At 71.7% G+C, this 26,221-nt stretch carries 27 protein-coding genes; 14 read left to right on the forward strand and 13 right to left on the reverse strand.

Features of this window, described 5'->3' with window-relative positions:
* The first annotated feature begins 56 nt into the window (after nt 1-56).
* Together QSK36_RS24820 and bldC are read left to right on the forward strand one after the other, a co-directional pair.
* Nucleotides 57-923 (forward strand): DUF8083 family protein, encoded by an 867-nt coding sequence (locus QSK36_RS24820; protein WP_183543748.1) that lies wholly within the window; start codon nt 57-59, stop codon nt 921-923.
* 521 nt (nt 924-1,444) lie between these two features.
* Entirely contained in the window at nt 1,445-1,648 is a 204-nt protein-coding gene (gene bldC / locus QSK36_RS24825; protein ID WP_013133571.1) for a developmental transcriptional regulator BldC, read from the forward strand.
* A 235-nt stretch (nt 1,649-1,883) separates the two neighbouring features.
* Here bldC and QSK36_RS24830 read toward each other — a convergent pair whose 3' ends face one another.
* Nucleotides 1,884-2,621 (reverse strand): TetR/AcrR family transcriptional regulator, encoded by a 738-nt coding sequence (locus tag QSK36_RS24830; RefSeq protein WP_285784044.1) that lies wholly within the window; start codon nt 2,619-2,621, stop codon nt 1,884-1,886.
* A 222-nt stretch (nt 2,622-2,843) separates the two neighbouring features.
* Between QSK36_RS24830 and QSK36_RS24835 the strand changes: the two genes are divergently transcribed.
* The 4 genes from QSK36_RS24835 to QSK36_RS24850 all read left to right on the forward strand — a co-directional run bounded on the left by QSK36_RS24835 (nt 2,844) and on the right by QSK36_RS24850 (nt 6,994).
* Entirely contained in the window at nt 2,844-3,947 is a 1,104-nt protein-coding gene (locus tag QSK36_RS24835) for a LacI family DNA-binding transcriptional regulator (protein ID WP_183543746.1), read from the forward strand.
* A gap of 114 nt (nt 3,948-4,061) precedes the next feature.
* A complete protein-coding gene (locus QSK36_RS24840; protein WP_079315186.1) occupies nt 4,062-4,328 on the forward strand; it encodes a hypothetical protein in 267 nt (88 codons plus the stop codon).
* A 66-nt stretch (nt 4,329-4,394) separates the two neighbouring features.
* Nucleotides 4,395-5,270, forward strand: a complete 876-nt coding sequence (locus QSK36_RS24845; protein WP_285784045.1) for an N-acetylmuramoyl-L-alanine amidase — start codon at nt 4,395-4,397, stop codon at nt 5,268-5,270.
* Between the two features lie 83 nt (nt 5,271-5,353).
* On the forward strand, nt 5,354-6,994 hold the full coding sequence (locus tag QSK36_RS24850) for a beta-N-acetylhexosaminidase (RefSeq protein WP_285784046.1): 1,641 nt from the start codon (nt 5,354-5,356) through the stop codon (nt 6,992-6,994).
* Here QSK36_RS24850 and QSK36_RS24855 read toward each other — a convergent pair.
* Nucleotides 6,991-8,079, reverse strand: a complete 1,089-nt coding sequence (locus QSK36_RS24855; RefSeq protein ID WP_285784047.1) for a DUF4037 domain-containing protein — start codon at nt 8,077-8,079, stop codon at nt 6,991-6,993. The two genes, QSK36_RS24850 and QSK36_RS24855, sit on opposite strands and share 4 nt — an antisense overlap.
* 146 nt (nt 8,080-8,225) lie before the next feature.
* Nucleotides 8,226-8,696, reverse strand: coding sequence for a hypothetical protein (locus QSK36_RS24860; protein WP_139579730.1), 471 nt, complete (start codon nt 8,694-8,696; stop codon nt 8,226-8,228).
* 126 nt (nt 8,697-8,822) lie between these two features.
* Between QSK36_RS24860 and QSK36_RS24865 the strand changes: the two genes are divergently transcribed.
* On the forward strand, nt 8,823-9,686 hold the full coding sequence (locus QSK36_RS24865) for a pentapeptide repeat-containing protein (protein ID WP_285784048.1): 864 nt from the start codon (nt 8,823-8,825) through the stop codon (nt 9,684-9,686).
* On the opposite strand, the gene QSK36_RS24870 is transcribed toward QSK36_RS24865, so the two are convergent.
* The 7 genes from QSK36_RS24870 to QSK36_RS24900 form a co-directional block, all read right to left on the reverse strand.
* Nucleotides 9,652-9,825, reverse strand: coding sequence for a hypothetical protein (locus tag QSK36_RS24870; RefSeq protein ID WP_285784049.1), 174 nt, complete (start codon nt 9,823-9,825; stop codon nt 9,652-9,654). The genes QSK36_RS24865 and QSK36_RS24870 overlap by 35 nt on opposite strands.
* A 296-nt stretch (nt 9,826-10,121) precedes the next feature.
* Nucleotides 10,122-10,319, reverse strand: coding sequence for a heavy-metal-associated domain-containing protein (locus tag QSK36_RS24875; protein ID WP_285784050.1), 198 nt, complete (start codon nt 10,317-10,319; stop codon nt 10,122-10,124).
* A gap of 29 nt (nt 10,320-10,348) precedes the next feature.
* The gene (locus QSK36_RS24880; RefSeq protein ID WP_285784051.1) at nt 10,349-11,401 is read right to left on the reverse strand and encodes a quinone-dependent dihydroorotate dehydrogenase; all 1,053 of its coding nucleotides are present in this window, start codon (nt 11,399-11,401) and stop codon (nt 10,349-10,351) included.
* A gap of 66 nt (nt 11,402-11,467) precedes the next feature.
* Nucleotides 11,468-11,833: an STAS domain-containing protein gene (locus QSK36_RS24885; protein WP_139579725.1), complete on the reverse strand. Its 366-nt coding sequence runs from the start codon at nt 11,831-11,833 to the stop codon at nt 11,468-11,470.
* The gene (locus QSK36_RS24890; RefSeq protein WP_182900456.1) at nt 11,805-12,533 is read right to left on the reverse strand and encodes a GAF and ANTAR domain-containing protein; all 729 of its coding nucleotides are present in this window, start codon (nt 12,531-12,533) and stop codon (nt 11,805-11,807) included. The genes QSK36_RS24885 and QSK36_RS24890 overlap by 29 nt, the downstream gene beginning before the upstream one ends.
* Nucleotides 12,534-12,599: 66 nt before the next feature.
* On the reverse strand, nt 12,600-13,073 hold the full coding sequence (locus QSK36_RS24895) for a GAF domain-containing protein (protein WP_139579723.1): 474 nt from the start codon (nt 13,071-13,073) through the stop codon (nt 12,600-12,602).
* Nucleotides 13,074-13,429: 356 nt separating this feature from the next.
* Nucleotides 13,430-14,002 (reverse strand): COG4315 family predicted lipoprotein, encoded by a 573-nt coding sequence (locus tag QSK36_RS24900; protein WP_139579722.1) that lies wholly within the window; start codon nt 14,000-14,002, stop codon nt 13,430-13,432.
* Between the two features lie 382 nt (nt 14,003-14,384).
* Between QSK36_RS24900 and QSK36_RS24905 the strand changes: the two genes are divergently transcribed.
* Both QSK36_RS24905 and QSK36_RS24910 read left to right on the forward strand, forming a co-directional pair.
* Nucleotides 14,385-15,308, forward strand: coding sequence for a TIGR03620 family F420-dependent LLM class oxidoreductase (locus QSK36_RS24905; RefSeq protein WP_183543736.1), 924 nt, complete (start codon nt 14,385-14,387; stop codon nt 15,306-15,308).
* Between the two features lie 4 nt (nt 15,309-15,312).
* Nucleotides 15,313-15,597 (forward strand): hypothetical protein, encoded by a 285-nt coding sequence (locus tag QSK36_RS24910; protein ID WP_285784052.1) that lies wholly within the window; start codon nt 15,313-15,315, stop codon nt 15,595-15,597.
* A 14-nt stretch (nt 15,598-15,611) separates the two neighbouring features.
* Here the strand turns inward: QSK36_RS24910 and QSK36_RS24915 are convergent, their stop codons facing one another.
* The gene (locus QSK36_RS24915; RefSeq protein WP_030508779.1) at nt 15,612-16,010 is read right to left on the reverse strand and encodes an SRPBCC family protein; all 399 of its coding nucleotides are present in this window, start codon (nt 16,008-16,010) and stop codon (nt 15,612-15,614) included.
* A 173-nt stretch (nt 16,011-16,183) separates the two neighbouring features.
* On the opposite strand from QSK36_RS24915, the gene lpdA reads away from it, so the two are divergent.
* The 3 genes from lpdA to QSK36_RS24930 all read left to right on the forward strand — a co-directional run bounded on the left by lpdA (nt 16,184) and on the right by QSK36_RS24930 (nt 19,873).
* On the forward strand, nt 16,184-17,584 hold the full coding sequence (gene lpdA / locus QSK36_RS24920) for a dihydrolipoyl dehydrogenase (RefSeq protein ID WP_139579719.1): 1,401 nt from the start codon (nt 16,184-16,186) through the stop codon (nt 17,582-17,584).
* A gap of 102 nt (nt 17,585-17,686) precedes the next feature.
* Nucleotides 17,687-18,868, forward strand: a complete 1,182-nt coding sequence (locus tag QSK36_RS24925) for an FAD-dependent monooxygenase (protein WP_285784053.1) — start codon at nt 17,687-17,689, stop codon at nt 18,866-18,868.
* Between the two features lie 159 nt (nt 18,869-19,027).
* Nucleotides 19,028-19,873: an HD domain-containing protein gene (locus tag QSK36_RS24930; protein WP_285784054.1), complete on the forward strand. Its 846-nt coding sequence runs from the start codon at nt 19,028-19,030 to the stop codon at nt 19,871-19,873.
* Between the two features lie 857 nt (nt 19,874-20,730).
* Here QSK36_RS24930 and QSK36_RS24935 read toward each other — a convergent pair.
* Both QSK36_RS24935 and QSK36_RS24940 read right to left on the reverse strand, forming a co-directional pair.
* Entirely contained in the window at nt 20,731-22,188 is a 1,458-nt protein-coding gene (locus QSK36_RS24935) for a hypothetical protein (RefSeq protein ID WP_285784055.1), read from the reverse strand.
* Nucleotides 22,189-22,375: 187 nt separating this feature from the next.
* Nucleotides 22,376-23,365, reverse strand: a complete 990-nt coding sequence (locus QSK36_RS24940) for a helix-turn-helix transcriptional regulator (RefSeq protein WP_285784056.1) — start codon at nt 23,363-23,365, stop codon at nt 22,376-22,378.
* Between the two features lie 70 nt (nt 23,366-23,435).
* Here QSK36_RS24940 and QSK36_RS24945 point away from each other — a divergent pair, with 70 nt between their 5' ends.
* Nucleotides 23,436-23,915 carry a hypothetical protein gene (locus QSK36_RS24945; protein ID WP_183543724.1) on the forward strand — a complete coding sequence of 160 codons (480 nt, stop codon included), beginning with the start codon at nt 23,436-23,438 and terminating at the stop codon, nt 23,913-23,915.
* A gap of 128 nt (nt 23,916-24,043) precedes the next feature.
* On the forward strand, nt 24,044-26,137 hold the full coding sequence (locus tag QSK36_RS24950) for a cellulose binding domain-containing protein (protein ID WP_285784057.1): 2,094 nt from the start codon (nt 24,044-24,046) through the stop codon (nt 26,135-26,137).
* Nucleotides 26,138-26,221 lie beyond the last annotated feature (84 nt).

Genomic DNA, 26,221 nt, shown 5'->3' on the forward strand with positions numbered 1-26,221 from the left:
CATGAAAAGCCGGGACGGTGCTGCACATGCGTCCCGCGACGTGGCACGATTCTGGTGTGCTCCCCTACGCCGCCTATCTCCGTGTGTACGAGCCGCTGACCGCTTTCGCCCCGCAGGATCAGGCTCGCTGGGTCCGGTACGCCGAGTCGCGCGACCGGCCGCGCCGGGCGGGCGCGCTCGAGGTCGAACACGGCGAGGCGGTCCGCCGCCTGCTGCCGGTCCCGCCGCTGCCGGCGCCCGAGCGGGAGAGCCCCAACGCGTACCTGCGCCGGGTGGAGGAGACGCTGTACGTCTGCCCCTGGCAGAGCAGGCTGCGGTCGTGGCTGGCGTTCGCGTCGTTCCGCGGGAGCGTCCCCGTCAAGCTCGCCTCCCGGTTCGTGCCCCAGGCCATCGCGGAGCAGACCGCCGACGACTTCGACCGGTTCAAGCGGGGAGAGCAGTCCCTGCGCACCCACATCCGCACGAGCACGTGGCATGTGCCGATCGCGTGGTTCGCGCCGTTCGACTCGGCGGAGCGCTGGCTCGTGCTGGGCTCGGAGCAGCCGGCCGAGGCGGGCGCGCAGACCACCGCCGCGCCGCCCAGGAACATGCTGTACGTCACCTCGATGGCGCAGGCCCGGCGCCGGGTGGCCCGGGCGCTGGTGGTGATCCGCAGGCACGTCGGGCAGGTGGCGGCCCTCACCGAGGTCGAGGAGGTGGGCCGCTGGCTGGAGGAGTTCCACCCCCACTCGCTGGTGGAGCTCGACTACGGCGGCCTCGTCCACTTGATGGACGACCGGACCCTCCAGGGCGACCAGTCCGTCGCCGAGGTGGCGACCGCCCTCGCGGGTTTGGACAACGGTCAGGAAGAACTTGCCTTCGCGATGTATCAGCGGGTGATTCTCCGCTGGAGGTCGATCCGCGCCCTCGAGTCGGCAAACTGATGGTCAGGAACATTCCCTGACCTGCCGATTCTGGTCATGACATAGTCGATCTCACATCTACGAACTGAGTAGTTTGCCGTTTTCACTGCGATACCACGAAACGTGTCGCTAGAATCACCGAGCGTGACATCAACCCGTGGTCGAGACGTTGTGCCCAGAGGGCTCGCCAATCGCACTACGTGGCTGTATGGTCACATCGGGTGATGCCGTAAATGATCCTAGAAACCGCACGTTTTTGGATCATTGAAGGACATCCGTGACAGTGCCGCGACCGACAAGATTTGCCCGAACGCAGCGGTGTCCAGAGTGGTGCATCGCAAGGCGGAGGAGGAGCCGACACAGCGCTGTCGGCGACGACTCCGGGCCCGCGGAAGGTCCGAGCCTGCGAGGAGTTCTCGCGGGCGAGGCGGACAACGCCGCTCCGGCCGACGCGACGGGGCAGGGATTGGCGGAAGGGGCACTTGCGCCAGACAAGTCGCAGGATCGCTGCCGGCGGTCCACACGGAGGAGAGGCCGCACAAATGTCAGCTCGTACACCCGAGGCCGAGCCACTGCTCACCCCGGCGGAGGTCGCCACGATGTTCCGTGTCGACCCCAAGACCGTCACCCGGTGGGCGAAGGCGGGCAAGTTGACGTCCATCCGCACCCTCGGCGGTCACCGGCGGTACCGGGAGACCGAGGTCCGGGCACTGCTCGCGGGGATTCCGCAGCAGCGGTCCGAGTAGGACGTGGCCGTCACGCCACGGGGGGAACGACGGCGCGCTCGCGTCGGGGATGTGAGCGCGTCCACCACGCTCCCGTGACCGCTACGGGTCATGGGAGGGGATCTGGGGTCGGCGCCGCCCGCCCGGCGCCTCCCCGCGTACACGGTCCGTTCGCCCCCGGTGGTTCCCCCCGTCTCCCCATGCGTACGACCCTGGCCTTCGCGCCTCGGGACGTCTCACGAACGCCGTGAGAGGTTCAGGGAACGGCCTCACTGTTCTCAGATGCCCGGTTCTCAGATGCCCGGTTCTCGGATGCCTGGTTTTTGGATGCAGGGTGCACGGGCAGCAGAGTCCCCAGCAGCACCCGCACCCCGGGATCGTGCCCGCTCGCCGCCCGCAGGAGCGCGACCATCTGGTCCACCAGGAGACGCTCCAGCTCGGCACGCTCCATGTCGCGGTGCTCCAGCCAGTCGAGGCCGGCCGTCTCCACCGAGGCGACCCACGACCTCAGCGTGACGCGCAACGCCGGACCGGGCGCGTCGACCCCCATCTGATGCACGATCATGCGCAGCATGCGCTGCCGCACCCCGTCGACGATCTCGCCGATCTCCCCGGCGCGATTGGCCGGGCCTCCCCTGAGCAACGCGGCGAAGCCGGCCGCGTGCTCCTCGACGAAGTCGAAATAACGCGTCAGGCCCGAACTGAGCTGCTCCAGCGGCCCGCCCTCGCCCTGCGGCTGTAACCGCGCCCGCAGTTCGGCGGCCGCGCTGCGCAGGGCCGCCACATAGAGCTCCTGCTTGCCACCGAAGTAGTGGTAGACGAGCGCCCTCGACGCGCCCGCGGAAGCCGCCACATCGTCGATCGAGACGTCCTCGGCGTCGTGCCTGCTGAACAGCTCGAGCGCGGCGGCGATGAGCTCTTCACGCCGCCGGTCCACGCTGAGCCTGCGGCGCGCCGGCCGTGCCCCGTCTTCCGCTTGGCCTGTGGCACTCACACCCCGCACCCTAGCGAATCGGCCCCCAGAGAGGGGGACCGGCCAGATCAAGGCTTCCCCTTCGAACCCCCTCCCGGCTCCGCCGTCCTACCCATGGTGCGGCTAACCTTCCCAACGCCCGATTAGAGGAAGGATCCTGTCTTACCGCGATCAACCCGTACCCTCGGGGCAACTCGATCGTTTGGTGTGTCAGGTGCACGTCCACGCATCGTGGGGAGAACCATGTCAGGACCGTCCATGCAGACCACTGCCCGGAAAGACGTCGGGGTCGCGATCCCCGCCGGCGGACTGTCCGATGGGTTCAGCCCGCGGCCACGCCCGACCATCCGCAACGTGGCGGAGCGGGCAGGAGTCTCCAAGTCGCTGGTGTCTCTTGTGCTGCGGGGCTCCCCGCACGTGAGCGAGCACCGCAGGGAGGCGGTCCTCCAGGCCGCGCGGGAGCTCGGCTACCGCCCGAACGCGGTCGCCCGCAGCCTGGTCGAGGGGCGCACCCATCTGGTGGGCGCGCTCGTGGCCGACCTGCACAACCCCTTCTACGCGGAGTTCCTCGACGGCCTGCAGGAGAGCCTGCACGGCGACGGGCTGCGGCTGCTGATCGGCAGCGGCCGCTGGGACCCGGCGTTCGAGGACGAGGCCGTCGAGGCGTTCCTCGAGCTGCGGGTGGACGGCCTGGTCCTGCTCGGGGTCGCGCCGTCCAGCGACACGCTGGCCGAGGCCTCGGCCTACACGCCCACCGTGGTGGTCGGCGAGCGCGACGTCGAACTCGAGGGCGTGGACATCGTCGTCGACGACGACCAGCTCGGCGCCCGCTACGCCGTGGACCACCTGGTGGAGCTGGGCCACCGGCGCATCGCCCACATCGAGGGCGCTCCGTCGTCGGCCGCCCGCTGCCGGTGCGAGGGCTACCTGGTGGCCATGCGCCGCCACGCGCTGGCGCCGTACATCATGGTCGAGCACGGCGACTTCAGCGAGGAGGGCGGCCGGCGCGCGGCGCTGGCGCTGCTGAAGCGCGACCCCCGGCCGACGGCGATCTTCGCGGCGAACGACATCGTGGCCATGGGCGTGCTGACCGCGGCGAGCGAGCTGGGGCTGAGGGTGCCCGAGGACCTGTCGGTCGTCGGATATGACAACACCCATCTCGCGGCCGTCACCCACATCTCGCTGACCAGCGTGGACCAGCCCCGGCGGGCCATGGGCCGCTCGGCGGCGGCACTGCTGAGCGACCGCATCACCGAGCCGGGCAAGACCGCCCGGCTGCGGCAGGTGAGCCCGCAGCTCGTCGTACGGCGCAGCACCGGGCCCGCTCCAAGTGGTGGCCAAAGCTAGGTCAATCACCGACGTGTCCCCTCGCGGCCGGTGTTGACTTCAGCCGTGGCGCCGGCCCCCGGCGGGTCGCGGAAGGGCTGCCCGCGGACCGGCGACCGGGAATCGGGGGGATTCATGCGTGATCCTGAGTTGGTCTCCTGCGCTCAGCGGGCCGCCGGCGAACTGGAGCGGGCCTGGGCGCACTGGAGGGAGAGCCGGGGGCTGGGCAGCGAGGACGTCGCCGAGTCGGTGGCGAGCTACGTCGCCCACTCGATCGACCACCCCTGGGGAAGGCCCCGCGTGGTGCTGGGCCTCGACGCCGAGGACGCCCGTGAGCTGGCCGCTCTCCTGCATCGGCAGGAGGTCCCCGAGCCGGCGTGGGTGGGCAGGTTTCCGGCGTAACGGTCTGATCACGACTCCGTTCCGGTTAGGTTGGGGAGACCACACCTCCGGGAAGGGATTTCGACCGTGATCAGACGACCACTCGCCGCCGCAGCCCTGGCCCTGTGCGGGGTCGGAGCCGTCGCCTGCGGCGGCGCTGAGGTCTCCGACACGGGGGCCGCCGCCCCCGCCACCTCGTCCCAGCTCGGACGGCCGGCCGCGACCCAGGACCAGTCGGACGCCGCCGGGACGGCCGTCCCGACCACGCGTACTGCCTCCTCCGAGACGGAGGCCCTGCCGCTGACGGGGAAGGTCGTGGTGATCGACCCGGGCCACAACGGCGGCAACTACCGCCACACCAAGGAGATCAACCAGCTGGTCGACATCTCCAACCAGAAGAAGGCCTGCGACACGACCGGCACGTCGACGAACGACGGCTACACCGAGGCGGCCTTCACCTGGGACGTGTCCAGCAGGCTCGCGAAGCTCCTCAAAGCCGAAGGGGCCACGGTCAAGCTCACCCGGACGAGCAGCACCGAGTGGGGTCCCTGCATCAACCAGCGGGCCGCCATCGGGAACAAGGCCCACGCGGACGCGGCGATCTCCATCCACGGCGACGGCGCGGCGGCGAACCTCCGCGGGTTCCACATCATCATGCCGAAGAAGATCGGCGGGCCGGTCGATCCGGTCGTGAAGGACTCGGCGCGGCTCGGTGAGAACGTGCGGGACGCCTTCCACAGCGGCACCGGCCTGCCCTACTCGACCTACATCGGCAAGCAGGCGCTGAACTACCGCAGCGACCTCGGCGGGCTCAACCTGTCGACGGTGCCGAAGATCTTCATCGAGTGCGGCAACATGCGCAACGCCAAGGACGCCGCCAGGTTCAAGGACCCCGCGTTCCGCGCGAGGATGGCGCGGTCGCTGGCGAAGGGCCTGGAGGACTACCTCACCTCCGCCCGCTGACCGCGCCTCAGGGCTCTCAGTGGCTCTCAGGGGGCTGGGACGGAGTGGCGGGACCGTCGGTGGGGTTTGGCATCATCGGCGGCATGAAGCATCTCCTTCCCCTGCCGAGGCTCGTCGAGACGGGCTCGGGGTCGGCCGAGATCGCGCCCGGCTCCGCCGTGTCGGGCCCGGCCCCGCTCACCGACGCCGTACGGCTCGCGCTCCCTGTGCTCGACCTCAGGCCCGGCGACGCCGCCGCGGCGGCCGTGCGGGTGGAGGAGGACCCCCGGCTCGGGCCGGAGGCCTACGCGATGACGATCGCGGGCGACGGCGTCCGCATCGCGGCCGGAGACCGGGCGGGCGCCTTCTACGCCGGGCAGACGCTGCGGCAGCTCCTGCCGGCCGAGGCGTTCCGGTCGGCCCTCGTGCCCGGGTCGCCCTGGACGGTCCCCTGCGGGCGGGTGGAGGACGCGCCCGGGTTCTCCTGGCGGGGCGCGCACGTCGACGTGGCCCGCAGCTTCCTGCCGAAGCGGGAGGTGCTGCGGATGATCGACCTGATGGCGCTGCACAAGCTGAACCGGCTGCATCTCCATCTGGCCGACGACCAGGGCTGGCGGGTGGAGAGCAGGGCGTTCCCGCTGCTGCACGAGGTGGGCTCGCACCGCCCGCGGACGATCACCAGCCACAAGGGGGAGGAACTCGCCTTCGACGGCGTCCCCCACGGCGGCCACTACACGCTCGCCGACCTGGCGGAGATCGCGGCGTACGCCCGGGCGCGCGCGGTGACCGTCGTGCCGGAGATCGACGTTCCGGGGCACGCCTCCGCCGTGCTGGCCGCCTATCCCGCGCTGGCGTCCCGGCCGGAGGAGCGCTACGAGGTGCTGGACCGGTGGGGCATCTCGCCGGCGATCCTGTCCCCGCTCCCGGCGACCGTCGACTTCCTGACCACCGTGTTCGCCGAGATCGCCGACGCCCTGGGCGAGGTGCCCTATTTCCACATCGGCGGCGACGAGTGCGTCCTCGACGACTGGGCGGCATCGGCCGAGATCTCGGCCCACCAGGCCTCGCTGGGCCTGGAGAGCACGGGTGACCTGCACGCCTGGTTCCTGCGGCGGCTCGCCGACGCGCTGGCAGAACGCGGCAGCCGCACGGTGGTGTGGGACGAGGCGTTCGTCAGCGGCAGGCTGCGGCCGGACACGATCGTGATGCCCTGGCGCGGCGAGCACGTCGCCCGCCGGGCCGCGGCGGCGGGACACGACGTGGTGGCGACGCCGGTCTTCCCGATGTACTTCGACTACGCCGAGGCGGCCTCGCCCGAGGAGCCGGCCGGCCTCGGAGACGCGATCACCGTGGCCGATGTGGCGGCCTTCGCGCCCGCGCCGTCCGAGTGGCCGGAGGAGGAGCGTGCCCGGGTGATCGGCGTCCAGTTCCAGCTGTGGAGCGAGCGCATCCCGGACGGCCGGACGCTCGACTACCGCGCCTGGCCCCGGGGCTGCGCGGCGGCCGAGGTCGCGTGGACCGGCGGCCCGGCCGGGCCCGAGGACTTCTTCCGCCGCGTCGAGGACCACCTGGCACGGCTGGACGCGTTCGGCGTGGAGTATCGCCCGCTGTCCGGCCCCCGGCCCTGGCAGCGGGGCGGCAGCGGATGGCGTCGCCACCGCCCGGGCGCCGTCGCCGTGCACGACGTGATGCGCCACCTGCACGAGCTCAGCCTGTCGGCCGACTCCACCCGGCCCAGCCTCTAACGCCGCGCCGCGTCGGCGACGCGCCGCACGCGGGGGCGGTCGCCCAGCACGTCGGTGCTGTCGACGTACTGGTCCACCGCGCCGGTCAGAGGCAACCGCCGCACCTCCGGATCGGCGATGGTCTCCAGCAGCGCCTCGGTGAAGCGCTCGGCGCGCAGCACCCGGTAGGGCCGGTTGTGGTAGGGCCGGGTGCGCGGATCGACGGGCGCGGTGAGGCCGAGGGCGTTGTGCAGGGCCGCGAGGGCCTCGTAGGCGCCGGCGAGGTGGCGCTCGCGGTCCCGCCGTTCGGTGGCGGACACGGCCGCCCTGAGCACGGGCGCCAGAGCCGGGGCGCACGGCAGGGCGGCGAAGGCGCTGCCCAGCCACTTGCCGTACGGCGGGTAGCGGCGGTGCATGAGCAGGGCGAGCCGGATGAGGTCGCGCACCAGGCGAGCGCAGGTGACGGCCGAGCCCAGTTCGTCACCGGCCTCGGCGGCGCGGCCCACGAACGCCTCCTCCTGGCATATCCGCCGCCATTGGCAGGCCAGGATGTAGCGCCAGACGTCGCCGGGATACCAGGCGAGGCGCCGGCGCACCGGCAGGAGCAGGCCCAGGCCGTCGTGGAAGACCTCTCCCGCCGTGATCTCCGCGAGCGTCTGGGTGGGCGTCGCCAGCCAGTCGGACAGGCCGACGCCCGCGATCGGGTCGAACCCGAGGTGCCCGGTGAGCCATGCGGTCAGATCGGCCACCACGACTCCGTGCCGGAGCGGCCCGTCCGCCGCCTCCATGTGCCGGGTGCCGTCAGCCCCCGGCGGGCCGAAGTTCGTGGGATAGCCGAGGAAGTCCGGCGGCAGGCTGCCGGCGAGCGCGGCGTCCACGGCCTCGCCGTGGGCGGCGGCGTCCTCGGGGCTCAGGAACAGCTGCAGCCGTGGACCCCAGTCGTGGTCGGTGGACCGCTCGGTGTCGTACCCGAGCACCTCCGAACCCGGCCCGAGGAGGGCCGCCGTGTGTGTGAGGCCGCCGAAGCGCCGCGCCAGCAGCGGTGCCACCGCCTCCAGGTAGAACCGCCGCGACAGCTCCAGTCCGCGCACGTGCCCGTCTCCCATGGCCGACATCCTCCGCAGGCTCCGTCGCGCGGGGCAACCGGCTTTTCCCCGGCGTCACCGCGCGTCTGTGCGGGCCCGCAGGTGCCGGTGGAGATGCGGCGGGCGCCGTCACGATCAGGCGTGCCGGGGACGCGGCGGGCGGGGTGTCACGCTCCGTCGAGGACCTCGGCGACGATGGCGGCCGCGATCTTCTCCGCGTCGAGGCCCTGGTAGGTGTCGATCACCTCGCGGATCCTCGCGGTCAGGCGCAGGTCGGCCTGTGCGGCGTCGCCGATGTGGCGCCCGGCCACCGCGACGGCGGCGGCGAGTTCGTAGGCCTCGGCCGGCCCGAGACCCTGCGGATCGACCTCGACGAGGACGCGCGCGCCGTTCTTCGGCGAGACGCGGACCTTCCACCGTCCGGACGGGCCGGAGACCGACAGCGTGTCCTTCCGCAGGGCCGGCGGGAACAGGACGACGGCCATCCGGCCCGCCGCGGCGAGGACCCGCTCGGCGAGCCTGCGTACGTCCTTCTTGGCGACGACGATCCTCCCGGAGCGGTTGATGATGCTCACGGAATCACCGCTGTCGGCCACGGCGATCCGCTCGCCGTCGGCCTGGTCGTAGATGGCGCTCATGGGGGGTCGCTCGCTTAGCTTTGTCGGGGCGGGCTGCGAGACTCCGCCCATGCATGATCTCGTACTTTCGGAGCGCATGATCGTGATTCGCCTTTCCGCCGGTGACGGCCGCGGCGGGCGGGCCGCGTGAGCGCGTCCGAGCGGTTCAGCCTGCGGCCGAGCCCGGAAGAGTGGCGGCGAGACTGGATCGCCCGCGGCGAGCTGCGCGACCAGCGGTTCGAGCTGCCGCCCGGAGTGTCGAGTGTGACCTTCGACAGGGCCCGGCTGGTGAACGTCGACTTCTCCGGAACGCGGTTCACCGACTTCAACTCACATTCCAGCGAGTTCGAGGGATGCGACTTCACCGGCGCGGCCTTCGAGCATCTGTCGATGGGCGCCACCGCCGCCGGAGGGACCTGGGACCGCGTCGGCTGGCCGCAGTCGGTCTTCCGCGACTGCGTGTTCCGGCGTACGCGCTTCGCGCCGCTCACCTCGTTCGGCAACGTGCGGTTCGAGAGGTGCGTGTTCGACCGAGCCCGGCTGAGGCAGCAGACGTTCACGATGCAGGCCGAGTTCCTCGACTGCGTCTTCTCCGGGCGGCTCCGCGAGATCAACTTCTGGGGTCGTCCCATGGACGAGCAGGCCGCGCTGGGCAGGGAGCGCAACGCGTTCACCGGCAACGACTTCACCGCCGCCGAGCTGGACTACGTCGCCTTCAAGCACATCGACCTGCACGCGCAGCGCTGGCCCGGCCCGCCCGGCTGTGCGCTCCTCGACCGCGTGACCGCGCGGGTGCGGGCGGTGCTGCCGCTTGTGGAGTCCTGGCCGGACGAGAAGCACCGGAAGGAGGCCCGCTTCAGCCTGGAGTTCCTCGCCGGAAACGCCGTGGAGCACAACGACGACCACGCGGTGGTGAGCCCGCGGGACATGGGCCGCAGGCTGCCGCCCGCCCTCCGCGAGGAGCTGTTCGAGGCGTTCAGGGGCACATCCAGCAGTACATCCCCTGGTTGAGCCGTACGGCCGCGCGGGCCAGGTCGCGCAGGGCCGTGACCCGCTCGACCTCGAACTCGTCGAGGAGTTCCTCCTCGGCGTACTCGCGCAGCCGCGCGTCGTCCGCGGCGGCGAGCGCCTCGACGGTCTCGGACGCCATGCGCTCCAGGGCCGGCCCCTCGTCGTCCCCCCACGACCGTCTCGGTGTCGCCGAACTCGCTGAGGTCGCGTCCGCTGAGCTCGGCGACCAGCGTGTCGAGCTCGTCGAGCCACCCCTTGCAGTCGACGTACGGCAGGTCGACCGCCCCCGGCCCGGTGGACAGGGCACGCCGGGCGGACCCGTCGGAATCGGCGGTGAAGTAGTCGACCAGGACGCCCATGGCGGATCACCCTACCCGCGGAGCAGGCGGGCGGGAGCGGATGGGCGTCGACGTGACCGATGGGCGCGGCCGAAGCTCACACGAGCGTGTAGCCGGCCTCCTCGACGGCCTTGCGCACGGCGTCGTCGGCGACGTCGCCGGAGACGTCGAGGCGGCCGCTGTCGAGATCCACCTCGACGCCGGTGACGCCGGGGACCTCGCCGACCTCCTCCTTGACCGAGCTCACGCAGTGACCGCAGGTCATGCCCTGCACGGTGTAGGTCTTGACGCTCATGGGGCTCTCCATTCTCGGGAGAAGGGGATTCATGCGGTGCGGCCGACGATCTCGCGGACGGAGCCGTAGCCGTGCCGCCGCAGCCGGCGGGCGAGCTGCCGGTTGATGCGCGACGGCCACAGGGGGCCCTCGTAGATCAGGCCGGTGTATCCCTGCACCAGGGTGGCACCGGCCAGCAGCCGCTCCCAGACGTCGTCGACGTCCTCCACGCCGCCGACGGAGACGAGCGTGAGCCGGTCGCCGGCCTTCTGGCGCAGGCGGCGCAGCACCTCCAGCGAGCGGGCCTTGAGCGGCTGTCCCGACAGGCCTCCCGCCTCGGTGCTCGCGACGCCCTCGCGGCTGATCGTGGTGTTGGTCGCGATGACGCCCGCCAGCCCGAGCTCGGCGGCGAGCTCGGCCACGGCGTCCACGTCCTCGTCCGCCAGGTCCGGCGCGATCTTCACGAGCAGCGGGGTGCGCCCCGCCGCCTCCTTCACCGCCGACAGCAGCGGCCGCAGGCGGTCCACGGCCTGCAGGTCGCGCAGGCCCGGGGTGTTGGGCGAGCTCACGTTGACCACGAGGTAGTCGGCGAGCGGCGCGAGCCTGCGGGCGCTGTCCACGTAGTCGCGCACGGCACCGGACTCCGGCACGGCCTTGGTCTTGCCGATGTTGACGCCGACCACGGCCGGAATGTGGCGCGCCCTGCGCAGCCGCTTGGCGGCGGCCGCCGCCCCGGCGTTGTTGAAGCCCATCCGGTTGATGATCGCCCGGCTCTCGAGCAGGCGGAAAAGCCGCGGCCGGGGGTTGCCGGGCTGGGCGTGCGCGGTGATCGTGCCGACCTCGACGTACCCGAATCCGAGCGCCGACAGCGGCTCGGCGCATCCGGCGTCCTTGTCGAACCCGGCGGCGAGCCCGAACGGCGAGGCGAAGTGGACGCCGAACGCCTGGACGCGCAGCGACTCCGCCCTCGGCGCGAGCAGCCGATACAACAGCCGCACGAGGGGCGGACACATCCCGAGCAGGCGGAGCAGCCTGATCGTGAGGTGGTGGACGGCCTCCGCGTCGAGGCGGCTCAGGACCTGCGTGAACACGAGTCGATACATCACGGCAAGACTATCGCCCGGTCACGGCCCACCTCCGTCCGCCGGCCCCACCGGCCGTACGTCCGGTCAGTTGGGCCGGGGACGGGCCTCGGCCGTGGGCTGAGGCAGCGGCACGTGCGACGCCGTACGGATGGACAGCGCGGAGTCGAAGCCCAGCAGCCGAAGCAGCCGCAGCACCGGCGGGGCGGGGCGGACGAAGGTCACACCGCCGCCCCACTCCCGCACGCGCGCGTCGGCCCACAGGAGGCTCCGCGCGCCCGCGCAGTCGAGGAAGCCGACCCCGGCCAGGTCGACCTCGACGTGCCCGGGCCGGTAGGTCCCCAGCACCTGCCGCAGGCAGGCGTGGAACTCCGGCACCCCCGACACGTCGAGGTCGCCGTTCACGGCCATCCGGATGCCGGCCTCAGACGACGTGGTCTGGATTCGCAACATTCCTCTGGCCCTGCTCGCCCAGCAGCTCCGCCGCGAGCTCGGATACCTTCCGTCTACTGTCCCTGGCCTGCTTGCGCAGCCCGGTGAACGCCTGCGAGGCCGTCAGATCGTGCTTGCCCATGAGATAGCCGATGGCCCGCTCGATCACGACCCGGTAGTCCAGGGCGTACTGGAGCTGGTCGGCGAGCTCCGCCTTCTCGTCCGCCTCCATCGACGCCACGAGGACCTGCTCGATCACGTGGGCGTACGCGTGGAGGGCCTGGGTGTCGCTCTCCTGCCACTCGTGCGGCGCGTCCTGGTAGACGTTGAGGGTGCCCACGGGCACGCCGCCGAGCCGGATCGGCACTCCCGCCACCCCGCGCACCTCGGGGTGCAGCAGTTCACGCAGGGCCGGCCACCGCCGGTCGGCCCGCACGTCGACCGTCGTCACCGCGGTGTCGCCCACGTACGCCGCCACACACGGGCCCTGGCCCGTCACCGCCTGAGCGCGCTCGAGGCTGCGGCCACGCTCGTCGGTGGCGAAGAGGTAGCGAAGTGTGCGGTCCTCCTCGGCGAACATCAGGCCGGCGCCGGAGTATCCGAAAAGCCGGTCGACCACTTGGACGATGCGCTCAAGGTGGTGCACGATCCCGGTCGCCGCCCTGTCCTTCTGCAGACGTCGCAGGCTGGCGACAAGAGCCTCAGGATCGATATGGGTCATTCCGTATCCTCTCGTGAACCTCACCTCGCACCGCCGTGGCCTGGGGGAGAGGCGCCGATTCGGCCATCACAACTGCCCGGAGGGGGCTCGATCAGTCCTGATCTCTGCCAGGACCTGAAGAACGATGACCATCAGCTCGCCGAGACGTGATCCGGCCTCCGCCTCCGTGCGGTCCCAGGCGCGCCCGTCGCGGGCGTAGAAGTCCAGGACGCCGATGAGTTCGCGATCCTCGATGAGCGGTACGGAGAGGACGGCCCGGACCGGCGGGGCGTGGACGGCCACGTGCGGGAACCCCATGGGCCTCGCGGCGTGCAGATCGGGGATCGCGACGAGGCCGCCACTGGCGGCGCTCTCTATGGCGGGACCGTCGCCCACGGACTCCTGGGCGGACTCCAGCAGTACGCCGTCGTCGTCGGTCGCCCCGATCGCGCGGAGGCGGTCCTGGCCGTCGAGCAGCATCAACGCGGCGCCGTCGACCCCGAAGAGGTCGGCCATGCCGGTGAGGATGTTCTCGAGAAGAGACGACGCGTCCGAGGCCATCGCGAGCCCACTTTCAGATGATCAAGCGGCCGCGGACACAGGGCGGAGTGCCCTAAGCCTAGTGGGCTCCGAGCAGTGGTAGCCAGGTGATCCCCAGGGTTGCCGAAAGGGTTGGCCGGCAGAACTGGAGAGGACACGAGAAATCCGCCCTCCTGCGGGGGGAAGGCGGATCGGGAACGGACGGGGAAGCGGGGCCTGCTCTCCCCCGCCGCGACCGCCGACTCCGCTCGAGCGCAGCGTCGGGGACCACGTGCGGGGGCTGGAGTCGCTCCTGGTGCTGCCGTCGCCGGACGAGCGCGAGCAGTTGTCGGCCCTGCTCGCCCGGCTGCCGCACAGCATGGCCCCGCGCTCCGGGACTAACGCTTGGCCTTCTTGCCCTCCGGGGTGACGGCGTACCACTCGCCGCCGAAGTCCTTCAGGCCCTGGCCGAGCACGTCGCCGGCCTTCTGGTCCTTCGCGTAGTAGTAGAGCGGGTGCTTGTTGTAGGTCACCTGCGTGGTGCCGTCCTCCCGGTGGAGCGTCCCGAGCAGGTTCGCGTGCACGCCCGTACCGGCCTGGGGCGCACCGGCGGTGAGCACGGGCGGCCACGCGGCGGCGCACGCCTGGGTGCAGGCGGACGCGCCGCCCTTGTCCTTGGTGAACAGGTACACCGTGCGGCCGTCCACGCCGACCAGCACGCTGCCGAGCGAGGTGGGCGCCGCGTCGATGCGCGCGGGCCCCGTGGGGGACGCCTGGACGGGAGATGTCGGCGACGCCGAGTATCCGGTGGCGGACGGCGTCGTCCCCGAGGGGTACTCGGAGGGCTCGGGCGTCTGCGACTCGTTGAGCTGGTCGTTGGCGACGCGGCTGGCGCCCTCGTCGCCGGCACCGCCGCATCCGGCGGCCAGCAGGCTGATCGCGACCGCGCCGGCATACAGCAGTTTCCTCATGTTCGGCCTCCTGGGAAGTGAGCGAGTCGGCTCCCAGGAGACACGCGGCGACGGCGGCCCCGCCGCCCGGACGCGAAGATCCGGGACAGGCCTTTGCCGTTTCGTGGGTTCCGCCTCACGGACCTCTCGCCGCCCTCGGGGCGAATCAGCGACCAATGCGGATGAACCGCCGGATTCGGGGAAATCGGAGTAAACCGTACGGGCGCGGCGGTGCGCCCCGACACGTGAACCGATCGCGGGGAGGTGCCGAGGTCACCGGCGCGTGCGATGCGATGCTGAGGCTGCGACGCCCGCCGGCGCGGCCGTCCGGCCCCGCGGGGGCGACGTCCCTGGCGAACCGCCCCCTTCGCCCGATCTCGTGTGACAGACAAGGAGCGTCCGGATGGCCGAGCGCACGCAACCGCCCACCGTGGAACCGTCCGAGCTGAGGCGCCGCCTCGGCCGTACGGGAGTGTGGCTGTCCTCTCTGGCGGCGACCCCGGCGGCAGGGGCGAGGAAGGCCGCGGCGGAGATCGAGGAGCTCGGATACCCGGCGCTGTGGATCGGTGAGACCCCGGCCGGACGAGAGGCGTTCACGCACGCCGCGCTGTTGCTGTCGGCCACCGGGCGGCTGCACGTGGCCACGGGCATCGCCAACGTCTACGGCCGCGACCCCGTCGCCGCCGCCAACGGCGCCGCGACCCTCGCGGAGGCGTGGGACCGGCGGTTCGTGCTCGGCCTCGGCGTCAGCCACAAGCCGCTGGTCGCCCCTCGCGGCCACGACTACTCCGCGCCGCTCGAGTACATGCGGGACTATCTCGACGGGATGGACCGGGCGTCGATCGAGCTGCCGCAGGCGGAGACGCCGCCGCGGATGCTCGCGGCGCTCCGGCGCCGGATGCTCGAACTCGCGGCGCGGCGCACCCAGGGCGCCCACACCTACTTCGTGCCACCCGAGCACACCGCCAAGGCCCGCGAGATCCTCGGACCGGACCCGGTCCTCGCCCCGGAGCAGGCCGTGGTGGTCGAGGCGGACGCGGACCGCGCACGGGAGATCGCCCGCGAGTACGCCGCCATGTACCTCTCCCTGCCCAACTACACCAACAACCTGCGCGAACTGGGCTTCTCCGACGACGACCTCGCGGGCGGGGGCAGCGACCGGCTCATCGACGCGATCGTGGTCTGGGGCGAGCCGGAGACGATCGCCGAGCGGGTACGCGCCCACCACGACGCGGGGGCCGACCACGTGTGCGTTCAACCACTGGCCGACTCGGTCGGCACGCAGATCGAGCACCTGCGGCTGCTGGCCCCCGCCCTCCTCGGGTGACGGCGTGACCGCGGCGACTCCCGGGCGGGGGCGCGGAGAACATGGCGGGCAGAGCGGGCAGAGCACGCACGGCGGGCAGGACCCTCTGACCCCGCCGGACCCGACGGGCCTGGAGGCGTGGATACGCCAGGTTCTCGGTCTGGCCGGCGCCCGGGCCTCCGCGTTCGCCCCGCCCCTGCCGTTCGCCCCGCCCCTGCCGCTCACCCCGTCCGCCAACCGGGACCACCCGGGCCACCCGAGCCACCCGGGGGACGCGGACCGTCCGGACCCCGACGGGCAGGCCGAGTAGGCCGGGCAGACGGGTCAGGCCGCCTGACGCACCTGCTCGGCCAGCCGTTCGAGGCTGTCGTCCAGCGCCTGCTCCACCGCCTCGGCCGGGGGCGCGTGCCGCTCGTCGAAGAAGGACAGGTGGACCGTCACGTCGCTGCTGTCGTCGTCGATGCCGGCGACCTGCAGCCATCCGGCGTACCGGTCCACATCGCGTGTGCCCCACTCCATCCGCAGTTGGTCCTGCTCGGCCCGCAGCAGCGCGCGTTCGTCCTGTCCCGTCTCGTCCTCGTGGACGGTGACCGCGGGCGGCTCCTCCGCGTGTACGTGCAGCTCACGGGGCATCCAGAGATCGAGTTTGCCGACGTCGCACGCCTGGCGGAACACCTGGTCGGCCGGCGCGGGCATCCTGCGGGACCGCTCGAACTCGGTCATGGTCCGTCACTCCTCCCTCTGACGACGTAGGGAGCCCCTACCCGCCGCCGTCCGGTCCATCCTCCGTCTCGCCACGCGAGGCCGCGCGGCGCCCCGAGCCGCTCCCACGACATCGACGCCTGGTGGGCACCCCCTCCCCGGACGGATGCGCGCGGCGGCGTAGGGTCCGGTCCATGACCGATCATTACGATGTCGTGGTCCTCGGCGCCGGGCCCGGCGGCTACACCGCCGCGGTCCGTTCGGCCCAGCTCGGGCTCAGCACCGCGGTCGTCGAGGAGCGCTACTGGGGCGGTGTGTGCCTCAACGTCGGCTGCATCCCCTCCAAGGCGCTGCTGCGCAACGCCGAACTCGCCCACATCCTGACGAACGAGACCAAGACGTTCGGCATCCAGGCGGACGGCCCGATCACGCTCGACTACGGTGCGGCCTTCCGCCGCAGCCGCCAGGTGGCGGACGGGCGCGTCAAGGGTGTCCACTACCTGATGAAGAAGAACGGCATCACCGAGTATGACGGCCGCGGCACCTTCACCGGCCCGGACTCCATGGAGGTGCGCGGCGCGGACGGCTCGGTGCGCACGGTGACGTTCGACCACTGCATCATCGCGGCCGGGGCGACGACCCGCCTGCTGCCGGGGACGTCCCTGTCCGAGCGCGTGGTGACGTACGAGGAGCAGATCCTCAGCGAGGCGCTGCCGGAGAGCGTGATCATCGCGGGTGCCGGGGCGATCGGCGTCGAGTTCGCGTACGTCCTGCACAACTACGGCGTGAAGGTCACGATCGTCGAGTTCCTCGACCGGATGGTCCCGCTGGAGGACCAGGAGGTCTCGGCGGAGCTGGCGCGGCGCTACCGCCGGCTCGGCATCGAGGTGCTGACCTCCACCCGGGTCGAGTCGATCGACGACAGCGGCGACAAGGTGCGGGTCACGGTCTCCAGGAACGGCGAGACCTCCGTGCTGGAGGCCGACAAGGTGCTGCAGGCCATCGGCTTCCAGCCGCGCGTCGAGGGATACGGCCTGGAGCACACCGGCGTACGGCTGACCGAGCGGGGCGCGATCGCCGTCGACGGCCGCTGCCGCACGAACGTGCCGCACATCTTCGCCATCGGGGACGTCACCGCGAAGCTCATGCTGGCGCACGCCGCCGAGTCGATGGGCGTCATCGCCGCCGAGACCATCGCGGGCGCGGAGACGATGGAGCTCGACTACGTGATGATCCCCCGGGCGACCTACTGCCAGCCGCAGATCGCGAGCTTCGGCTACACCGAGGCCCAGGCGCGCGAGCAGGGCTTCGACGTGAAGGTGGTCAAGTTCCCGTTCACCGCCAACGGCAAGGCCCACGGCCTGGGCGACCCCAACGGGTTCGTCAAGGTGCTCAGCGACGCGAAGTACGGCGAGATCCTCGGCGCCCACCTCATCGGGCCCGAAGTGACCGAGCTGCTGCCCGAGCTGACCCTGGCCCAGCAGTGGGACCTCACCGTGCACGAGGTGGCGCGCAACGTCCACGCCCACCCGACCCTGGGCGAGGCGGTGAAGGAGGCGATCCACGGCCTGGCCGGCCACATGATCAACATGTGACGGTGGCGGGCGGTCAGCGCCCGGTGGGCGGGCCGTCAGCGCCGGGACCGACGCTCTTCCCGTGGCCGCGACACCGCGCGGCCTCGGATCAGAGGAGCGCGCATGACGACCCCATCGGTTCTGATCTCCGGCGCGAGCATCGCCGGGCCCGCCGTCGCCTACTGGCTGCGCCGGCACGGCTTCGCCCCCACGGTCGTCGAGCGGGCTCCGGCCCTGCGCGAGGGCGGCCAGGCGGTCGACTTCCGGGGGGCGGTCCACATGAACGTGCTGCGGCGGATGGGCGTCCTGGACGAGATCCGCCGCCTGCGCACCGATCCCGGCCCGTGGCGGGTGGTCGACTGGCGCGGCGAGCAGGTCGTCGCGCTGCCCGTCGAGTTCGCCGGCGGCGAGGTGGAGATCCTGCGCGGCGACCTCGCCCGCGTGCTGTACGACCTCACCAGGGACGACGTGGAGTACGTCTTCGGCGACTCCATCGCGTCCATGACCGAGACCCCGGACGGGGTGGAGGTGACCTTCGAGCGTGGAGCTCCCCGGACGTTCGACCTCGTGATCGGCGCGGACGGCCTGCACTCGAACGTCCGGCGGCTGGCCTTCGGCCCCGAATCGCGGTTCGTGCGGCCGTCCGGCCACCACGTCGCGATCTTCAGCGCGCCCGACCACCTGGGGCTCGGCCGCGACACGCTGCTCTACAACGAGCCCGGCCGCGGAGTGGCGGCCGCGGGCGCCAGGGACGGGGCGACCGCCGGGGTGATGTGCGTCTTCCGTGCCCCGGGGCTGGAGTTCGACCACCGCGACGTGGCGCAGCAGAAGAAGATCGTCATGGCCGAGTACGCGGGAGCGGGCTGGGAGGTCCCCAGGCTGATCGAGGCCGTCCCGGACGCGTCGGACTTCTACTTCGACTCGATCAGCCTCGTCCACATGGACCACTACACGAGCGGGCGGATCGCGCTGCTCGGCGACGCCGGCTACGGCGCCACCTGCGGCGGCATGGGGGCCGGCATGGCCGTCGTGGCCGCGTACGTGCTGGCGGGCGAGCTGGCCGCCGCCCGCGGCGACCACCGTGCCGCGTTCCCGGAGTACGAGCGACTGATCAGGGGGTTCGCCAAGGCGTGCCAGCGGGTCGCGGGCAACGCGGGCTCCTTCCTCGCCCCGGCGACGCGGGGCGCGATCCGGCGGCGCGATCTGGCCTACCGGGTGCTCACGACCGGGCCCCTGATGCGCGTGCTCGACAAGATGAGCACCAAGGCGGCCACCTCGATAACGCTCCGGGACTATGCGGCCTGAAATGCGGAAATGCCGATTACCGAACAGGCATTCGGCTTCCGCGGCCATTCACACAGGAAACACTTCCCACGGCGTCGATGAATGGTCGGCTACGCTGGGAATCAGGCCGTGCGCGAAACGCCGTGGCCGCGTACGGGCGAACAATGCGAGGGCGGCCCGATGGCGAGTGACGACGCGAAAAACACCGGCTCCCCGGTCGGCGCGAACACTCTGATGGCCCTCATGCGCGAACTGGTCTTCCCGCCGTGCGTGATCGAACGGTCCTCGGTGGTGCCGCAGGACGTCACCCGGCGCGAGAACGACGCGGAGCACTCCTTCGCCCTGGGCCTGGTCGCGGTCTGCCTCGCCCCGCTGATCGACCCGGCCCTGGACCCGGGCAGGATCGCCAGGTATGCGCTGGTCCACGACCTGCCGGAGGTCCACGCGGGGGACGTCTCGGTCTACGCCGACCCGGCGGAACGGGAGAAGAAGGCCGTACGCGAGGAGGAGGCACGGGAGATCATCACCCGCGACTTCGGCGGGACGTTCCCCTGGCTCGTCGAGGACCTGTACGGCTACAAGGCGCAGCGCGACCCGGAGAGCAGGTTCGTCTACGCGCTGGACAAGCTGCTCCCCCACGTCAACGTGCTGCTGGCCGACCACCACCCGCTGCGGCCGACCTGGGCGGCGTACAAGCACACCGAGATCACGGCCAGGCGGAAGATACGCATGAGCTGCCCGGCACTGCTGCCGTTGTTCGACGAGCTGTGCCGGGAGTTCGCGCGGCGCCCGCACCTGTTCTCCGGTGGGGCGTCACCTGGCGTGGGAGATGACGATGTTCGCGACGGCGAGCAGGGCCGCTCCGCAGACGGCGCACAGCACCCTCACGGGCAGGCCGACGCCCGGCCCGAGCACGGCGGGCAGGGCGACGAGGACGGCCCCGGCCGCGCTGGCCGACACCCGCGTGAGGAGGCGCGACCGCGAGCGGCGCACGACCACAGGAAACCCGGCGCTCGTCGTCAGTGAGTCGCCTCCCGGCATCGGGCCCGCCCGGGTGTCGACCGCCAGCGTGATCCCGACCCGCGCGAGCGCGTCGAAGCCCAGCATCTCGGGCCGCAGCCAGAACTCCACGGTGTCGTATCGCGACGCCACGTCGTAGGAGTCGTCGGACGCGATCTTGAGGAAGGTGCCGTCGGTCGTGCAGACGAGCCGCTTCTCGGTCGGCGTGTAGCCGTCGGAGTAGAAGCTGACCCGCATCTTCACCGAGTCGCCGTCGCTCAGGTGCAGCCGGCCCTCGGCGTCGAGCGTGCCCGTCCTGTCCCTGCCCAGCAGCGGTTCCTCGGTGCGGACGAAGTAAGAGGACCTGTAGGTGGGATGCCGGGCGAGCCGCCGGGCCACCCCGAGCCACGCGACGGGGTCGTCGCCCGGCCGCTCGTGCAGGTGGAGGTCGGGGAAGCGGGTGGTGGCCGGATACCACCGCCCGCCGTTGGCCTCCGCGAGCCTGTCCACGAACCAGCCGCCCTTGGCCCTGATGTCCGCCTCGGCCAGCGGGAACTCCTCCAGGTTCGCGTAGTCGTCCACCCTGAGCCGGAACACGGCCATGTCGGCCACACAGGCGGTCGCCACCACCGTCGCGAAGCGCACGGGCACGACGAAGGGCTCCGTCTCGGGCGACTCCCGATCCGCGAGGAAGGCCACGAGGCACCGCCGGCCGACGGCCGAGCCGTTCGCGATCGCCTGTTGCAGGGCCCCCGCCACGTAGTCGGTCTCGTACCGGAACTGGATGATCGCCCCTCTGGGCAGGGCCAGCGCCCTCAGGACGTCCTCCGCGTACCGCCGCCTACTGTCGGACGACAGCAACAGCACCGTGGGACGGACCCCGGTCATGTCCACGGCCCCCTCCCCCAGAGCTGCTCCAGGTCGCGCAGGCGGTCCTCGAGCGCGAGGAAGCGCGGCCACACCCGGTCCTTCGGCAGTTCGTCGAGGCGCAGGCTCGCCGCGGTCTCGTACCGCAGCCCCCGGTCCGCCAGCGCCCGGTGCTCGCCCAGGATGATCGGCTCGCGTACGCCGTCCGACTGGTCGCCGGTCAGGTCGATGACGAACCGCCGCGGGTCGTGGGCCGGGCCGATCTCGACCCAGCAGTGGTGGCTCACGTCCTCGGCGTCGTCGCGGCCGACCCGCAGCCTTCCGTAGCAGTAGACGGGTTCGAGCAGCAGGTCGGCGCGGAGCCTGCGGGCGAGCCAGACGGACGTGACCCCGCACTGGCCCCGGGGGTCGCCCTCGGGGACCGGCGACTCCTGATAGCGCGGATGGACCGTGCGGTCCGACCAGCAGGACTCCAGCATCCGGCGGTAGCCGAGCAGGCGGTCCGTCCACTGCGGCGAGGTGAAGTCCGCCTTGACGGGCCTCACGTGGTCGCCGCCCGAGTGGGTCCGGCGCGACACCCTGATCAGGCCCTCGATCCCGCCGACGCTCCGCTTCGCGGCCGAGGTGGCGCCGAGGACCATGAGCACGTTGTCCGGGGTGTCAAGGAGTTGCGGCACCGACACCCCGGATATCCGGCGTGTCTGGAAAAGGCCTTTGTCGTCGTAGCGATACGCCACGGGTGACAGGGCGATCGGCCTGAATCCCGACGCGAGGAACGAGGTGCCGCCGAAACCGAGCATGGGATTGTATGCCGTGATGACATAATCCCCGGCGTTTTCCGCCCTGATCTCCCGGACCGCGCGGGCGATGGTCAGGCTCATGAGGTTCGCCGGAATTCCCGCCAGCCCGTGCATTCTTGTCAGGACCATTATCCGGTCGGGATTCACGTCCAGCCCGTGCCCGGTGAGCGCGTCCAGGACGTACTGGCGGTCGCATCGCGAGAAGGCGACGTACGTGATCGGCATCGTCGCGCCCGGCAGGAAGAACCCGAACTGGAGGACGGTGTCGGCCCTCTCACTGTGCAGGTAGTGCAGTCTCGACTGGACCAGATGGCCGATGCCCGGCCTGACCTCGGCGAAGCGCAGGCGGGTGCGGTAGCCGTCGCCGAACGACAGACTCAGGTCCCGGTGCGCCTTGTTCACGTTGAGGAGGACGGAGGCGTGGGCCTGGTACGCGGCGTCCTCCGCGGACTGGCGCACCTGAGCCGCCCGGATGACGGCCTGCAACCGTATCTCCTCGTACACCTTGTCCGGAGACCAGCCGGCGATGGCCGGCCTGCTCAACCGGGGCAGGTGCAGTCTTACCTGGATCTCCAGGGTCCGGAGGTCGACTCCGACCGTCTCGGCGTCCACGCGCATGCGCGTCCCCATCGCGCCGACGAAGGTCTCGACATCCGGATCACGAAGCCCGTCCACTCGCGCGCCCTCGCTTCGCGCTTTCTCCCTTCGCGGCGTACGCGTGGTCTTGGGCACTTCTTCTCCCGCAATCGCGAGAATCTTGTCAGTGACGCCGTCAAGGATAGAACTCGGACCGCACTCTGTCAGGGCGCTCGCCGAGTTGGTATCAGCTTTTATCCGACCCGCCGCAATTGCGAACGCATTTTCATTCGAGCCTCGACGGCGGCGGATAGAGGGCCGCGAGAGCGTGCGCGGCCGCCGCCATCTCGCGCCGCAACTCGGCCGGCTCCAGGACCTCCACCTCGGCCCCGAGCTTGAGGAACTCCGTCCGCGCGTGCGTCACCGACTCGACGGGCACCGTGGCGGTGACCCAGCCCCGCTCGTCCGGCGGGCCCGCCGTCTCGTCCACGGCCCCGGCGACGGCCGAGCTCATGACCTCCGCGAGCCGCTCCCGGCCCCGCGGCGACAGCCGGATCACCGCGTGCCCCCGCAGCAGCCGTGAGCGGAAGCCGGCCAGATGCTCGCGCCAGTGTCCCGCCAGGTCGAAGCCTTCCGGGCGCGCGAACGTCTCACCGGTCACCGTGAGCGCGAGGATCTGGCCGACCCGGTAGGTGCGCAACGCGCCGTCGCACCGCGCCACGAGATACCACTTCCCTCCCTTCAGGACCAGCCCGTACGGCTCCAGCCTCCGCTCGACCTCGCAGGGCTCCGCCCAGCGGCGGTAGCGGACGTGGACGACCCGGGCGTTCCAGACGGCCTCGGCGACCTCCGGCAGGTAGGGCGAACGGTCGCCGTCGTAGTACCAGCCGGGCGCGTCGAGATGGAAGTGCTCCCGCACCCGCCGGGCCTCCTCCCGCAGACCGGCGGGGAGCGCGGCCTCGACCTTCAGCTCCGCCGCGGCCAGCAGGGCGCCGAGGCCGAGGTCGGCGGCCGGTCCCGGCAGCCCGGCCAGGAACAGCGCCCCGGCCTCCCGCTCGGTCAGGCCGGTGAGCCGGGTGCGGAAGCCGTCCATCAGCCGGTAGCCGCCCTCGTGCCCGGCCTCGCCGTACAACGGGATGCCGGCGGCGTGCAGCGACTCGACGTCCCGGTAGATCGTGCGGACACTCACCTCCAGCTCTTCGGCGAGCTGCCGGGCCGTCACCCGGCCGCGCGACTGCAGCAACAGGAGGATCGACAGCAGCCGGGACGCGCGCACGGTGTCAGGATTCCACTGTCACGACTCCACTGCCAGAAGGTGTCAGCGAACCGGTCCTACCGTGCCCGTCATGGCTTTCGCGGAGAAACTGCTTTTCGTGCCGCCCCCGATCGAGGTGAGCGGCTACCACGTCAAGCGCTACCACGTCACCGCCGACCCGGCCGGCATCGACCCCGAGGTCGAGAAGGCGGCGTACGCCGTCCTGCCCGAACTGCTGCCGGAACCGGACGGCACGCCCCCGGCCGCCTTCGTCGTCCTCCACCGGGGCGGGGACGACGGGGCCTACATCAACGCCTACACCTGGGCGTGGGACAACGCCCTGCACTACGGCAACGCGGTGGCCGGTCAGCCCGTGCTGGGCTGCCCCGACCGGGATCCCACCCATTTCATCCGGCTGGAACGCCCGCTCATCGGCTGCGTCTGGGAGCTGCCGCCGATCCTGCACGAACGCGACGCGTGGGTGCGGCACATGCTCGCTCCCGGCCACCCCGACCTCGGCGCCTACCTCTCCGACACGCTGCCCGAGGGCACGACGGGAGGCCGCCGATGAAAGAACCACGAGTGCGACGAGCGCGTTGATCAGGGGTGACGCCCCGGGCACTTGACCAGGAGATCACCGCGGATGATCGTCTGGGCCTGGCTCCACGAACCGGTCCCCCTTCGACACCGGAGTGATTGATGCGCAGAGCCCTGGCCGTTCCGCTCGCCGCGTTCCTTGCCGCCTCCCTGCTCGCGGCGGCGGACCCCGCCCAGAGTCCGCCGCCCGCCCCACCGGGACAGGCCGGAGCCGTCGAGATCACGGTGAACGCCAACGCCGGGCTCGGCACCCTCCACGAGGCGGCGTACGGCGCCAACGCCGCCGTCTGGGACCCGCACATGAACGACCCGGAGGTGGCGCGGCTGTACAAGCGGGCGCACATCGCCGCGGTGCGATATCCCGGCGGGTCGTACGGCGACCTCTACCACTGGGAGACCCACACGGCGCCGGGCGGGACCGTGGCCCCGGGCACGGGGTTCGACCAGTTCATGGGCACGGTAAGGGCGGCAGGCGCGCAGGCCGTGGTGATCGCGAACTACGGCACCGGCACCCCGGAGGAGGCCGCCGGGTGGGTCCGCTACGCCAACAAGACCAAGAAGTACGGCGTGAAGTACTGGGAGGTCGGCAACGAGCTCTACGGCAACGGCCACTACGGCGCCACCTGGGAGACCGACGACCACCCGGACAAGAGCCCCGCGGCGTACGCCCGCACCACGCTCGAGTTCGTCCGGGCGATGAAGGCCGTCGATCCCACGATCAAGGTCGGGGCGGTGCTCACCATCCCCGGGAGCTGGCCGGACAGCGTGGTCGCCGCCGGCGACTCGGCCGGCTGGAACCACACGGTCATCCCGGCCGTGGCGCCCGAGATCGACTTCTTCACCGTGCACTGGTATCCGGGCACGAGCATCCCGGACACGAGTGGCGACGTCCCCGGGATGCTGGCCTCTCCGCCGGGGCTCGCCGAGATGCTGGCCCAGGTGCGGGCCGACGTCACCGCCCTGGGCGGGCGCGACGTGCCGCTCGCGCTGACCGAGGTCGCTTCCAACATCGGGCGCAACGTGCACGCGGCCGCGCTGTTCGCCGCCGACACCTACCTGACCGCCCTGGAGAACGGCGTCTTCACGGTGGACTGGTTCGACACGCACAACGCCCTGGAGAAGGTCGGCACGCTGGACGGCGAGACCGACTACCAGGACATCGGCTTCCTGTCGCTCGGCCAGTGCGCCGACGGCGTCTGCGAGCCCCCGCTCAACACGCCGTTCCCCTCCTACCACGGCATCGAGATCCTCGGCACGGCGGCCCGGCCCGGTGACGGCCTGGTCAGGGCGGCCTCCGACCAGCCGAAGGTGGCCGTGCACGCCGTAAGGCAGGCCGGCGGCGACCTGGCCGTCGTGTTGATCAACAAGGATCCGGCCACCGCCTACCCCGTGCGGCTCCGCTACGCCGGGTTCGCCCCCTCCGGCCGGGCGCCGGTGACGTACACCTTCACGAGGGGGGCAGCCGCGCTCGTCCGGGCCGAGCAGGGCGACGCGTACACCCGGACGCTCCCGCCGTACTCGATCACGACCATGACCGTGCGGGCGGCGAGGGGCCCGAAGCCCGCACCGGCCCCGGGCACGCCGACGGCGCGCGGCACGGCGGACAGTGTCCCCGGCGGTGTCACCGTGAGCTGGCCGCCGGCCGGTCGCACCGCAGACAGGTACGTGGACAGGTACGAGGTCTACCGGCAGACGGGCGCGGACACCGTCCTGCTGGGCACGACCCGGGGCACCTCGCTGACGCTGCGCGACCTGGAGCCCGGCGCCTCCTACACGGTCAACGTGCTGGCCAGGGACCGGGCCGGGCGGCTGTCGCGGCCGTCCGCGCCGGTGACCTTCACCGCCCCCACGCCGCCGGACAGCACCTGCGCGGTCCGCTACCGGGTGACGCAGGGCTGGGGGCGGGGCTTCGTCGCCGAGGTGACGGTCGCCAACCGCGGCGCGGCCGACCTCACGGACTGGGCGCTGACGTTCCGGTTCCCGGTCGCCGGGGAGCGGGTCTCCAGCGGATCGGGCGGCACGTGGACGTCCGAAGGACAGGACGTGCGGGTCGTCCCCAGTGAGCAAGCAGGAGAAGGGACCAGGACGATCCCGGCGGGCGGTTCCGTCACCGTCGGGTTCGTCGGCGCCAACGAGGGGGCCTACCCCTCTCCCACCGTGTTCCGCCTGAACGGCACGGTCTGCTCGACGCTGTGACCGGCGATTTCTTGGAGTGATCATGGAGCCGTCTTGCACCCGGCCGTGAGGGCTGGATGAGAGACTCCTGAGCAAGCGCCTGCC

Origin of the sequence: Microbispora sp. NBRC 16548, from assembly GCF_030268985.1 — a bacterium.
Lineage (GTDB): Bacteria > Actinomycetota > Actinomycetes > Streptosporangiales > Streptosporangiaceae > Microbispora > Microbispora catharanthi.